Annotated in this window: 12 protein-coding genes and 1 pseudogene; 4 read left to right on the forward strand and 9 right to left on the reverse strand. The window is 55.2% G+C overall.

Annotated elements, in window-relative coordinates:
* Nucleotides 1-95: 95 nt before the first annotated feature.
* The 8 genes and pseudogenes from IPJ96_00405 to IPJ96_00440 all read right to left on the reverse strand — a co-directional run bounded on the left by IPJ96_00405 (nt 96) and on the right by IPJ96_00440 (nt 6,312).
* On the reverse strand, nt 96-1,175 hold the full coding sequence (locus IPJ96_00405) for a hypothetical protein (GenBank protein ID MBK7908818.1): 1,080 nt from the start codon (nt 1,173-1,175) through the stop codon (nt 96-98).
* A 116-nt stretch (nt 1,176-1,291) separates the two neighbouring features.
* Nucleotides 1,292-2,056 (reverse strand): annotated as a pseudogene (locus IPJ96_00410) (methyltransferase domain-containing protein).
* A gap of 221 nt (nt 2,057-2,277) precedes the next feature.
* Complete coding sequence (locus IPJ96_00415; GenBank protein MBK7908819.1) at nt 2,278-3,402, reverse strand: beta-lactamase family protein; 1,125 nt, start codon at nt 3,400-3,402, stop codon at nt 2,278-2,280.
* Nucleotides 3,403-3,471: 69 nt separating this feature from the next.
* A complete protein-coding gene (locus IPJ96_00420; protein MBK7908820.1) occupies nt 3,472-4,062 on the reverse strand; it encodes a Crp/Fnr family transcriptional regulator in 591 nt (196 codons plus the stop codon).
* A gap of 86 nt (nt 4,063-4,148) precedes the next feature.
* On the reverse strand, nt 4,149-4,604 hold the full coding sequence (locus IPJ96_00425) for a GNAT family N-acetyltransferase (protein MBK7908821.1): 456 nt from the start codon (nt 4,602-4,604) through the stop codon (nt 4,149-4,151).
* A gap of 51 nt (nt 4,605-4,655) precedes the next feature.
* Nucleotides 4,656-5,156, reverse strand: a complete 501-nt coding sequence (locus tag IPJ96_00430) for an SRPBCC domain-containing protein (GenBank protein MBK7908822.1) — start codon at nt 5,154-5,156, stop codon at nt 4,656-4,658.
* Nucleotides 5,125-5,490 (reverse strand): winged helix-turn-helix transcriptional regulator, encoded by a 366-nt coding sequence (locus IPJ96_00435; GenBank protein ID MBK7908823.1) that lies wholly within the window; start codon nt 5,488-5,490, stop codon nt 5,125-5,127. The genes IPJ96_00430 and IPJ96_00435 overlap by 32 nt, the downstream gene beginning before the upstream one ends.
* 183 nt (nt 5,491-5,673) lie before the next feature.
* Entirely contained in the window at nt 5,674-6,312 is a 639-nt protein-coding gene (locus IPJ96_00440; protein ID MBK7908824.1) for a class I SAM-dependent methyltransferase, read from the reverse strand.
* Between the two features lie 61 nt (nt 6,313-6,373).
* On the opposite strand from IPJ96_00440, the gene IPJ96_00445 reads away from it, so the two are divergent.
* A complete protein-coding gene (locus tag IPJ96_00445) occupies nt 6,374-7,513 on the forward strand; it encodes a hypothetical protein (GenBank protein ID MBK7908825.1) in 1,140 nt (379 codons plus the stop codon).
* 8 nt (nt 7,514-7,521) lie between these two features.
* On the opposite strand, the gene IPJ96_00450 is transcribed toward IPJ96_00445, so the two are convergent.
* On the reverse strand, nt 7,522-9,447 hold the full coding sequence (locus IPJ96_00450; GenBank protein ID MBK7908826.1) for a hypothetical protein: 1,926 nt from the start codon (nt 9,445-9,447) through the stop codon (nt 7,522-7,524).
* 226 nt (nt 9,448-9,673) lie between these two features.
* Here IPJ96_00450 and IPJ96_00455 point away from each other — a divergent pair, with 226 nt between their 5' ends.
* The 3 genes from IPJ96_00455 to IPJ96_00465 all read left to right on the forward strand — a co-directional run bounded on the left by IPJ96_00455 (nt 9,674) and on the right by IPJ96_00465 (nt 12,795).
* Nucleotides 9,674-10,528 (forward strand): T9SS type A sorting domain-containing protein, encoded by an 855-nt coding sequence (locus IPJ96_00455; GenBank protein MBK7908827.1) that lies wholly within the window; start codon nt 9,674-9,676, stop codon nt 10,526-10,528.
* Nucleotides 10,529-10,695: 167 nt separating this feature from the next.
* The gene (locus tag IPJ96_00460; protein MBK7908828.1) at nt 10,696-12,300 is read left to right on the forward strand and encodes a hypothetical protein; all 1,605 of its coding nucleotides are present in this window, start codon (nt 10,696-10,698) and stop codon (nt 12,298-12,300) included.
* 3 nt (nt 12,301-12,303) lie between these two features.
* A complete protein-coding gene (locus IPJ96_00465) occupies nt 12,304-12,795 on the forward strand; it encodes a gliding motility lipoprotein GldH (GenBank protein MBK7908829.1) in 492 nt (163 codons plus the stop codon).
* Nucleotides 12,796-12,797: the final 2 nt, after the last annotated feature.

Raw genomic sequence — 12,797 nt, forward strand, 5'->3', positions numbered from 1 at the left:
TCCAGCAACCGCACACAAAGCAGAGAAACTTGGACTAAAATCCTTTTTGCTTTCAAAGTACCTATAAAAATAATAGAATATGAAGTTATACATGGTTATCGTTTATTAGGATATAAAGTAGGTGTAGGATCAAATAGATTTTCAGTTATACTTCGTCCTGTATAACTCTGAACCGCTATATCGGTTAAGAAATATACTCCACCAATTTCCCAGCCCCAAGGCCCTGATAACATGAATGTAGTAGCTATACCAACAACTAAATCTACGGTGTGATGATTTTGCCATTGTCCTTTTTGAGCGGCATCAGCTAATGTGGCTCCTAACCCCAGAACTCCAGCACCTCTACTTAAACCCTTGGAAATTTTTAAATACTTCGCACCATCATCGCCTCTATTCCCTGTTTTTGCAGCATAATCTATTAATGTGTTTTTTCCTCCATTAGCAAAGTCAAATGATTCTAATCCAGTTTGCAAATCTTCCAACCAACTGCGATTATCAACGGTTGAAAATGATTTCCATTCCCATCCTATCTCTACACTCCCTCCGTTGGCAATCCATCCAAATTCACCATCTATTACAGTATTACTGGTATGTATATAGGTGCCCTCATTGCTCGAAAACTCCTCCCAACGTCCCCATGTGCCTCTTTGAGGATTGAAGGTTACTCGTTTTTCTTGCATTAACAGACTTGTGTAGCCACCGGTGTTAAACCAATCAGTATAATCAAGTTGCCAACCTGTCAAGTCTCCCTCTTTAGAGTATTCCGGGTTAACCGCAGAATAGGGAAGCCCGATACCACCTCCGCCACCAACAGCACCTAACGATCTTAACAACCCGAAAATGTTATTTCGACTTCGCTGAAAATCTCGCTCGGCTTCCCGATCCATCCACCCCAAATGATTGAGCGTTGGGTTATCGATTACATTATTACCCTTGAAATTTATGTACAGTCCTAATGGATCGCTAAAACTCACCGGATCCCCACCCATCGACACATACGGGTTCAAAAACTGGTTCATCGGATCCACGGAACTCCAGCGGGCGATGGTGGGGTCGAGCGTACGGAATGGGGCGATATAGCTGTTCAGCCCGCCTTCCCGCTCGAAGTGGATGCCGTTGTACTTAAACGTGTTCAACGGATCGGTCGAGGAATGGCTCAACGATTCGATCAGCATTCCGTAGGGATAGTAATGATTCTCCTCCAATACCGAACCCGGCCGGTGCTGGATGGCTAGGTTGTCGAAATCTACGATTCAAAATAACTTGAAACAATCTCGAATTTCGCTTTCAATCATCCCTTTACATTAACCACCAACCGCAACGCCCCATCAACGAACGGCGCGCTGCGGTGCCCGAACCGGCGTTCCCATTCGCCGTTTTGGAGGGCGGTGGCGAGACGTTCGACGAGCACGGCTTCCTGACCGGCCGCCAGAAACCCCAGGCCGATTGCACCTGCGAACTTCCGGTCGCAGAAAGGCTTCAGGCCGGGCGTAGAAGGCTTCCTGGAATCCGTCGACGCAATCGATCGGAATCGGCACGCGGATGATCTCGGCTGCGCCGCCCAATGCCGCTGCGATCGTATCGAGCTTCGGATAACGCGCACGCTCTACGGCAATGAGTTCGGGGAAGTAGTGGGCGTTCCAAAATCGTCCAGCCCGTCGGGATCACAGGTCATGATCACCACCGGACCGCGCGTCACCCTCCGCATCTCCCGCAAACCGGCGGGAAGGTCGGGCCAGTGGTGCACGCTGAGCAACGACATGGAAGCATCGAACGCGTTATCGTCGAACGGAAGCTGATCCGCGCGTGCGTCGATGGCGGGAACGCGACCGGCAGACAGGCGTTGCGCACGCATGCTGGCAGAGGGTTCTACCGCAACCACATAGCGATCATCCGGCTCGTACGAACCCGCACACGCGCCGACATTCAGGACGGTCCGGACTTTTCCAAGCGCCCGATGGATGTACGCCGCGATACGCGGATCGGTCCGGCGATGCCGGGCATACTGGGTCGGGAGCAGCGTCGTAGTCGAAGCCGGGGTGGTGGAAGTCGGGATCGGTCATTTTCAGAAAGATTGAAAACAACAACGCAGATCACGCTGCTTTATTCTGTCACACAGGAACTGCAACGGAGCAACAATAATAGCAGGGAAATAGTAGCCGAATGCGAGAAGGCATGTCTCGTCGCGTTTGAACGTTTGAACGTTAAAACGTTTTAACGCTCAACCTGCCAACCTTCAACTTTCAACCAACGATATCCTCCGGAAGACCCTAACGATTAGCGAGCGCTGATGAACCGGGCATCCAACTTGTCCAACAGCCGCTGGTCGCTCACACCGGTGCGGTTCAACACCAGTACGCTGCCCCGTTGGAGAGCCGGATACAATCGGAACTCGACATAGTACCCTCCGCCTCCGCCGGCATGATGCCGGTAATCGTGACCGTTGAATCTTCCGGTAAACCAGGACAGGCTCATGCCGGAGAGTGAACCGTCGTTCAACAAGGCTTCCCGGAAAAGTTCCGTACGCGACGCTGGCTGCAATAAGCGGTCGCGCAACATCATCTGCCCGAAACGCGCCAGGTCGTCAGGCGTACCGATGAGTCCGCCATAGGCCGAACCGTTGAGCTGGTTGTAGCGAAAGGGCTTCCATTTCCCCTCCCGCGGACCCATCAGTTTCGCTTTGTCGATGAACATGCCGAGCAGCAGGTTCATGAACGACCAGAAGGGCTGATACCCTTTCGCATGTACCTGCGGGTCGATGCGGAAACCGGCCCGCTCGCCTGCTCCGCTTTTCGAAAGCAGGTGCTCCTGCACATAGGCTTCGTACGGCTTTCCCGAAACGCGTTCGATCACCCAACCCAGCCAGACATAGTCGAGGTTAGAGTAACGCATCGTTGCTCCGGGTTCCGATCGGGTCTTCGGATTCTTCGAGAAGATCGTTTCAAAGAAGGCATGTTCGTCGAACCGCTCGTGCTCTTCCGGGAAATGGACCCAACTCAGGGGCAAGGGGTTCGGGAAGCCGCCCGTATGCGTCAGCAAATGACGCAGGGTGACGCGGTCTCCGTATGGAAATTCTCCGAGGTACTTGACCACCGGTGTATCCAGCGCGACAAGCCCCTGCTCCGCCAGTTGCAGGATGGCGGTGGCGGTCAGTGTCTTTGTCACACTGAAAAAATTGAAAGTCGTCCCGGCGTCCACAGCCCTGCTGCGGGCAATGTCGGCCAGTCCGACATACGAGCGATGGAGGATCGAATCGGCATCGAAGTGCAGGTACACCGCAGCAGGCGATGCGCCGGAACCGACGATCGTGGCGGCGGGGTCTTGTAATTCGGTGGTTGGTGAAGGAAGCGAAGATGGTCGGGTCAGCATGAAGAGGATCAATAAAACGGTTAAGCGGCACATGCGTCTATCCTGGATAGAACGCAAAGTTGCAGGAGCGCGGGCGAAACGGCGTTATCAAATGATAAGAAATCATTGGCGGGCCATCTGCTTGCGCAGACGACTGAAGGAAACCGGTGTGATACCCAAGTAGGAGGCGATCAGGTGATGCGGGACGTTGTTCTCCAGTCCCGGAAACTGCTTGCGAAGCAGTGTCAGCCGCCGCTTCGCGTCGTGTGCGCGGAAGACCGTCTCCTCCTGCAGGCTGCGAAGCAATTGACGTTCCACGACCCCATTGCCCCAGCGACCGATGTCGGGATGCTCCGCACGCAAACGATCGAAGTCGCGCACCGGAACCACGGCCACGCTAACATCGGTGAGCATCTGCACGGAACAGATGGACAGCCCCTGTTGGGTCCGTGTGAAGTGCGGTATCATCACCTCCGGCGCACGCCAGAAGCCGGTAGTGATGGGTTTCCCGTCTTCCGATCGGTTGAACCGGTAAGCAAGACCTTCGAGCAGGAAATATTCATTCGCGTCTTTCTTTCCTTCTTCGCACAAGCTTGCGTCCTGCTCGAACGAACGGATCCGCGTAGCTTCCCGGATCAAATGAATGGAAGCGGAGGAAAGCGGAGCAATGCTTTCCAGCAGTTGCTGGAAAATTCTAGCGGGATCGCCTTGCATGGGAAGTTGCTGCGCGTCGGTTCTTCCACCGAAAGTTAGCAGAACCGGAATACAATCACCAGCTCAGTGAACATGTGCGGGAAAATTCAACCCTTGTTCGTCCATTCCATCTCCACCAGGTCGTACCCGGGGGCCCAGAAATCGCGCACGGTACGCAGGGTATTGAAACCGTTCTTTTCGTAAAAGACGCAACTGATCTGACTCGTCCTGACCTTCACTAGTTGAATGCGCGGATCTGCCGCCAGCCTGAGCAGACGATGCTGCAACAAGCGTGTACCGTAGCCTTTCCCCTGCGCGTCGGGATGGAAGAGATCCCAACTGATCCTTGCACACCGCTCCTCCGGAAAATAATTGATACCGCCACAGCCGATGATATGCTCCGCTTCACACGCTACAAAATAGTCTTCGCGTTCCGAGTCGAGGTAACGGGCAAAGTCGTCCGCTTCCGAGGGTGCGAAGAATCCAGGAATGTTCAGCGCCAGCAGTGAAAGCAGGATCGACCGGTCGGACGGATGGTACGGGCGGATAGAAAAATCGGGCATCGCCCCGTAAAGGTATGCGATGCCCGATGTCGATGACGGATGCGTGGGGAATTAACGATGCTGCGCCAGCAATTCGTCGAGGTTGCCGTGGGCCATGGTGAAGCCTTCTTCGAAACCGAGCTCCACGATGCGTTGCAAATCCGCTTCCGATTGGAAGGTCACATCAACCGTCACTTCGGTTCCTTCCGGCACCGGACGGAATTCATTCTTCCAAGCCATTCCGGGATAAAGATCCGTACGTACGCCGTTCTCATCGCAGAAAAAATCGTCGCCGGTAAATCCGCGCTGCGGCTGGATCGTGTGGAAATTGAAACACGCGAACATTTTGGAACCGTCCGGCCCGAGCATATAGTAAAGCCAGTGTCCGCCTTCGCGGAAGTCGTACGATTTGGTGACCGCCTTGAAGGGCTTCGGCGCCCACCATTGTTCGAGCAGATCTTTTTCCGTCCATGCGCGCCAGACCAGGTCGATCGGCCCGAAGAAGGTGCGCTGGACAATCAGTTTACGGTTCGCGAGATCTTTAGCAATTCGCGTCGGAGGAGGGGTTGTCATTTGCATTGGTTTTGGGTTTTAATTGAAGTAAGAGGTCGTCGAGTTGGGTATAGCGTTGTTCCCAGAGTTGACGGAATTGTTCGATCCAGTCCGCTACCGACTTAAGCTTCTCGGGTGGCACCTGATAAAAGATCTCGCGGCCCTGGTGCCTGCACTCGATGATGCCACATTCGTCGAGGATGCGGATGTGCTTGGATATCGCCTGACGCGAGACAGAAAAATTCTCGGCCAGTGCATTCGGTGTCATGGCCTGCAGAACCAACAGACTGATGATCGCGCGTCGAGTGGGATCGGCAATGGCCTGAAAAATATCGCGGCGGGCTTTGGGAGACATTGTGCAACTATATGGTTGCAAATATATGTGCAATTAAATGGTTGCGAAAGGGGTGGAGAATAAAAATTAGTAATTAGTAATTAGTAATTAGTTATTAGTTATTAGTTATTAGTTATTAGTAATTAGTAATTAGTAATTGAAAATCAGTGAACTAAAAAATACTAGGGGGTCTAAGGATCCGGTTTAAACTATGCAAATCTTGATTTCGTAGCGGACATTTCCCGCGTCGGGGTGTAGGGTCCAGGTGTCTGTGATTTGGAATCCTTCGTTTTCCAGATCCGATCGAAGGGCAACCGGCTCGTGGTTGTTGAACCAAACCCGGTCGCCGGTACTGCCGGTACGAAAGCCGGTCTCGCCTCCGGGTTCGACCACGATGCTGAGGTAGAGTTGTCCGTTGGCGACCAGGTTCGTCCGGCAGTAGCGCAAGAACTCGCGCACCTCCGCGCCGGACAGATACGGCAGACCGAAGCCGCACACGATCGCATGATAGGGTTGCGCCGGCACCGGCAAGGCGCGAAGATCACCTTGTTCGAATTGTGCCGCCGGAACCAACTGCTTTGCCTGTTCCACCATCGCCAGCGCATAGTCAATACCGATAATTCGCAGATCGGGACGATGTTGTAAAAAGTAATGAGCCATGATGCCGGGTCCGCAGGCGGCATCCAGTACGCGCGCTTCTTTTGGTAAACGCGACAAGAGTGCATCGTATCCCGTCTTGAAAAGTGCGGGGTCGAGAAATTTCTCCGCGTACAAGGCGGCGTTTTTGTCCCAACTGGACTGGGATTCCGCGTCATCAAACGAGTCTTTTCCCTTCGAATGCATAATCAAGTGCAAGATAAGGTTACACGGTACTCCATGGCGGCATTTCGTAACTTCGCCACCCATGCGGTTCTCAGCGGTTATCGGCCACAAATCCGTGAAAGAAAAACTCACGGCTACCGCCCTGGAAGGGCGCGTGAGCCACGCGCAGCTGTTTTTGGGACCTGAGGGCGCCGGGAACCTGGCGATGGCCCTGGCCTACGCACAGTTCCTCGTCTGCGAGCAACGCGAAGCCGCGGATTCCTGCGGCCACTGCCCGGCCTGCGTGAAAATGAGCAAGCTGGTGCATCCGGATGTCTCCTACAGTTATCCGGTAGCGGGAAAGGAAAAGATCAAGAACCCGAAGAGCGTCGACTTCGTGGAGGAATGGCGCAAGGCGGTGACCGACAATCCTTACCTCGGTTACGCCGAATGGGTAGAGCAACTCGACATAGAAAACAAGCAGGGACTAATTTCCGTCGACGAAGCGGCCGACATCCTGCGACGGCTCAGCCTGAAAGCGGCGGAGGCGCCGTATCGCATCGTCATCATCTGGTGTCCGGAAAAGATGAATGCGCAATCGGCAAACAAACTGCTCAAGATCATCGAGGAGCCTCCGGTCGACACGGTCTTCCTGCTGGTCGCGAGCCAGTACGAACAACTGCTGCCGACCATCACTTCGCGCACACAGCTCGTCAAGGTGAACCGACTCCGCGACGACGAACTGACCACCGCGCTCGTCGAACGACACGGCCTCAGCCGGGAGGACGCGAAAAAAGTGGCGCATCGTTCCGACGGCAGCTACCGGCAAGCGCAACTCATCCTGTCGGAAGAGACACCCGAATCGGATCCGGCCGCACAGTTCCTCGCCTGGATGCGCGCCTGCCTGCAACTCAACGTTAGCGCGTTGTCCAAACAGATGGACGAATTCGCGAGCGAGTCGCGGGAGCGGCAGAAGTCCTACCTGCAATTCTGTCTTCAGATCATACGCGAATGCATGCTGCTGCAGTACGGCGACGAACGGTTGGTACGACTGGAAGGAAAAGACCTGGACGCTTACCGTAAATTCGCGCCCTTCGTGCACACCGGCAACATGGACGTCTTTTCAAAAACCCTGAACGACGCCATTTTCCACCTCGAACGCAACGCCAATTCGAAGATCCTGTTCATGGATGTTTCGTTTTCCATCCACCGGCTCTTGCAATTGAAAGCGGTTCCCGCCTGAATAAATGCTTAGTCTGTTTTCAAAAATCGAAAACAGCCGGTGGCTGTCCGCAACAGGTAGCTGCCATTGGCAAGTCCGCCAACGTTCACGCGAACAGACTCTTCCCCCTCAGCCGAAAATTCCAGCAGTCGACGGCCTTGCAGGTCGGTGATCATCCATCGACCCTCCAATGGTCGTTCGGAGGTCACGTGCAACTCCTCTTGAACGGGATTCGGGAACAGGCGGATGCCATCCGAGGGCGAAACAGTCTGCACCCCGTTGATGATCTGCCGGATATTCACCTGTAAGCGGAACGTCACGAAGAGTTCAGATGACTCCATAGGCTGCCAGGATCCGAAATTGCTTTTCGCCCAAGCCTTGCGGTAGCGGTAGTTCTTCCAGTTAGAAGACAGTGAAGCGCTATTTGTGTGCTCGCGCAGACAAACGAAATACTCGCCGTCATTCAAGGCGAACGATCCCGTTTCCAACGGCAAGGTAACCGGTGTGCCGGCAACATATCCTGGTGGAATAGTATAGGTGACCGTGCGAACGATCAGGTTGCCCGGAGCGCCGTTGAAGGTCCAGATCTCCGCGTAGAGGCTGTCGCCGGGGGTCGGGGTCTCGAGGGAGAAGGTGACGGAGGAGATCTCCGCGCCACGGGGCAACTCGAATGATTGCCCGATGCGACCATCGTTGCCAAGACCTAGACCGGTGAAGGTTGGGCCTTCGTCGTACGCGAGGGTGGAGTCGCTCACATCAAAGTGGTAGTCCAACGAATCGTTCCGGGTGTACTGATCCGCGGGTGTACTGACCAGGCCGGCCACTACCCGGATGCGTCCGGAACCGGAAGGGAAAAAACCGGAAGGAGTGTAGCCCGAGAAACGCTCACCAGGAATCAAATCTGCAACGGTCCGTGTCGTACTCAGCAATAGCGACTGAAGCGGATCGTATAGAGAAGTATGCAACTCGACGGTTGACAGACTATCGGTTCCGGCATTACTGAACTTTATATTCCATTCCAGTTCATAAGCCTGTGCCAACGCAAGCGGTACTCGCGTATAAGGCGGCGAGAGACGCAGGGTATCCAGAGTGGCATCCGCTGAGACCAGCGAATCCGAGCTAAGTTCGACCGAGAAGAGCAGATCGTCGGGAACTCCCTGCAGTACCCCGACCAGGCTCATGCGGCCAGGTGCGAGCCCAGTGGCAGTGGACAAGCCTCCTACCTGACCATACGCGAGTTGATCACCCAGTCGGTGCATGACGGGGAAAGAGACACCGTCGGGAGCACCGCTCGCGACCGGTATGCGTACGATCCGGTGGAGGCCGCCGGGCGTGACCCGCGCAAAAGCCCAGAGGTATGGTCCGCCGGCCGTTACCGAATCGAATGCAAGGCCGTAGATGCCGGCCAGTCCGTGTACGGCAGACGGAATGGTCTGTAAGGTCGCGCCACTGCGGTCGAAGAGCACAATGGGGTAATCGTCGTATGCCACCCAGAATGCGTCGCTGGTGGAATAATACGCGACGCCTCTTGGGAACAACGGAAGTGGAATTGAATCCGTAACCGACAGTGTAGCAGGATCGACTTCGTAGAGGTAAATGCCATTTTCCTGCGCGATGTAAAGACTGTTTCCATCGGTCGTGATCGCGGTGGTACCGGTGTCGATCAGGCCGGCGATGGTGAGCGAATCCACCAGGGCGCCGCCGACGGAAAAGCGGCGAATCATGGAACCGTCGAATCCGCCGGTCCAGAATCGTCCCTGGAAGAAGAGCGCGCAGGTGAATGCGTCGTTGCCGGAAGGGCCACTGAGGTTGAAGCCGGACTGCGGGTCGAACAGGCGAGCCGAAGATGGCTCGGTGTGAAAACCGGACATCCTGAAGCGAAGGTCCTGGTCGGATTGCGCAGCGAGCCGGAGTGTGATGCCCGCAATCAGGAAGAGTGTCAAACGAAGGTTCATGATGGGTGTGAATTCGGTTAAAGCGATCGAAAGTTAAAATAAAACCGCAGCTCACAAGCGTACCCGAATTGTCATATTAGCGAACCGGCCTTCATCCTCCTTCCGACAAAGAATACGCGCCTTTCAACAATCACTTGCTGGAAAACCGGGCCCGGCTTCCGGCCGGAAAGCTGAAGCATTTCTTTCTTTCGCAACATCATCCAACCTTTCACCAAACCCACGCACCATGCATCGTCCTTTACATTCACTTTCGTTCGTACTGCTGTTCGTCGCTCTTCAGTTGTCCGTTACTGCACAACAGGTATGCGACTCCGTTTTCACACCCTGCTTCAATACGACTTCCGGCACCGGCTTCTTCCTCGACCTGGAAGCCGCGACCGATGTAACCATTGAGGGCTTTTCCACCATGTCGCAGGGAGCAGGAACCCGCGATGTGGAATTGTACTATCGTCCCGGTGGTTTTGCCGGATACGAAACCGACGCCTCTGCCTGGACGCTCGCCGGCAGTGCCAGCGGCTTTGATCCTGTGAGTGCCATTTCATGTCCCATTCCGGTGACACCGCTGCCAATCACCTTCAACGTCTGTATCCCGGCAGGAGAGCGCTACGGTTTTTACCTCGCCAGCACGAGCGGTTCCGGTTCCTTTGAACTGTATGATACGCTGACGACCGGGACCCTGTTCTCGGACGACGGTACGCTGCGTCTGTACGTCGGCAAAGGCGCCTTTGCTTTCGGAGCATTCACCGGATTTGTCACGCAGAACAAACTCATGCAGGGTACGATCCAGTATTCCTGCGGCTGCTCGACCGGAATGCAGCATCCATCGGCTGCATCGAACGTGCGCTTGTTCCCTTCCATCGTGACGCGCGAATTCCAGCTTGACCTTTCCAAGGCACAGGGTGTTTATCAATCCGCACGCATACTGGACAGTGCCGGTCGACTGCTCGATCAGCTCGAACTGGACGCCACCGCGACCAGCATTCTCCGAAACGTCGCTTCGCTTTCGCCGGGTGTGTACACCTTGCAATTGACCGGTTTGAAATCCTCCGCGCAGCTCAAATTCGTGCGGAGCAGCGATTAATCCGCCACTCAAACACGACGTTCAAGCGTGCAGGGAATGCAGTGGATGCGTACGCGTGGATACCATTGCTTTACCTTATCATGGTCATGTATCTGACGATCAGCCTCTTAGCATTGGCGAAAATTCACTATTTTTGAACCTCATCAGAATTTCCTCCCCTATTTATTATGGCTTGCGCTTCGTGCGGAACAGGAACAGACGGGAAACCGGGTGGGTGCCGCAGCAACGGCACCTGTAGCACAGGTGGCTGTAACAAGTTGAATGTCTACAATTGGTTGTCGGATATGGTGTTGCCCAACGGGCAGCAGTCGTTCGACGTTGTAGAAGTACGCTTCAAAGGCAGCCGCAAAGAATTTTTCCGGAACAAAGAGCTGCAGGACCTGCGTGTGGGTGATATGGTAGCGGTGGAAGGAAGTCCCGGTCACGACGTCGGCACGGTGTCGATGGTCGGCGAGTTGGTGCGCTTCCAGTTGCGCAAGAAGAGTCTGGCAGAGAATTCGGAGTCGATCAAAGCGCTCTACCGCAAAGCCAAGCCGGGCGATGTGGAGAAGTGGTGCGAGATGAAAGACAAAGAGCCCGCCACGCGCAAGCGCACGCGGGAGATCATCGAATCGCTCAAGCTCAACATGAAGTTGAGCGATGTCGAATTCCAGGGCGACGGCAAGAAAGCTACTTTCTACTATACCGCTGAAGAGCGCGTCGATTTTCGAGAACTCATCAAGCGTCTCGCCGATGAGTTCCGTATCCGGGTCGAGATGCGGCAGATCGGCATGCGGCAGGAAGCCAGTCGCTTGGGCGGCATCGGTGTCTGTGGCCGTGAACTTTGCTGTTCCACCTGGCTCACCGATTTCAAGACCGTATCGACCAGCGCGGCGCGCTATCAGAATCTTGCGCTCAATCCCGCCAAGCTCGCGGGACAATGCGGCAAGCTCAAGTGTTGTCTTAACTACGAACTGGATTCGTATATGGACGCGGTACGCGATATTCCGGCTTCGAACATCATCCTCGAAACCGAGAAAGGTCGCGCGTTCCACCGCAAGACCGACATCTTCAAGCGATTGATGTGGTACGCGTTCAGCGAGAACGAGCGGAGAGGCGAAGGCGAACAAGCGTTCACCGGCGAAGGCAACTGGGTCGTCATGCCCGTCGATCGTGTGAAAGAGATCGTCGCGCTGAACAAAGAAGGAAAGAAGCCGGGCGAACTCATGGAAGGCGACTGGCTGGAAGTGGAGGTCGAAGAAGAACCGGACTACGCCAACGTGGTTGGTCAGGATCGGATCGACCGGATGGACAAGAAGAAGAAGAAAAAGAAGAAGAAGAAATCATCCGGCGGCGGCAACGCTCAGCAAGCCGCTCCAACAGGTCAGGCACAGGGCGGACAACCCCAGGGTGGCCAACCGAAAGAACGCGGACAGCAAGGTGGTCAACAACGGCAGCGTCCCGACAACCGTCCGCAAGGCGGCAAAGGAGGCGGGCCTCGTCCGCAGCAGAACCAGCAGCAAGGCGGCAAACCGCAGCAACAGGGTCAGCAACAGAACCAACAGCAACGTCAGCAACAGGGGCAGCGTCCCCAGCAGCAAGGACAAAACAACAACCGTCAGCAGCAACAGGGACCGCGTCCGCAACAGCAACCAACTCCGCGTCCGCAGGGCGAACAGCGTCCGCAGCAGGAGCCGCGCCCACAGGGCGGAAACCGGGAGCCACGTCAGCGGCCTTCCGCACCTCCGCGTCAGTCGCCCGGACAATCAACGCCGCCGCCAGAATCGAACTGATCCGTGAACAAACCTTCAATTCGTACTCTCCTGCTGCTTACGATCCTGTCGTTGTCGTTGAGTTCGTGCGACCGCTCCGTACTGTTCGAAGAGAACGTTCGCATTCCCGACAACCGCTGGGATGCCGCGAACGTCATCAAGCTTGAGGCGGATATTCCCGATACGGCTCAGTTGTACAATCTCTACGTGAACGTGCGCAATGCCGGCGGGTATCCCTACTCCAACATCTTCCTTTTCCTCAACACCACCCTACCCGACGGCAAGCGTTCACGCGATACCCTCGAAGTGACCCTGGCCGACGACAAAGGACAATGGCTGGGTGACGGCATGGGCGATATCTGGGACAACCGCGCACTCTTCCGCGAGCGGATGCGCTTCCCGCAGAGCGGCCTTTACACGTTCGAGATCGAGCAGGCGATGCGACAGAATCCCCTTCCGCAGATCATGGATGTCGGCTTGCGCATCGAGCGATACGACGATCCGGCCGGGCGTTGATC

It is taken from the genome of Bacteroidota bacterium, assembly GCA_016713765.1.
GTDB lineage: Bacteria > Bacteroidota > Bacteroidia > AKYH767-A > 2013-40CM-41-45 > Pollutiaquabacter > Pollutiaquabacter aromativorans.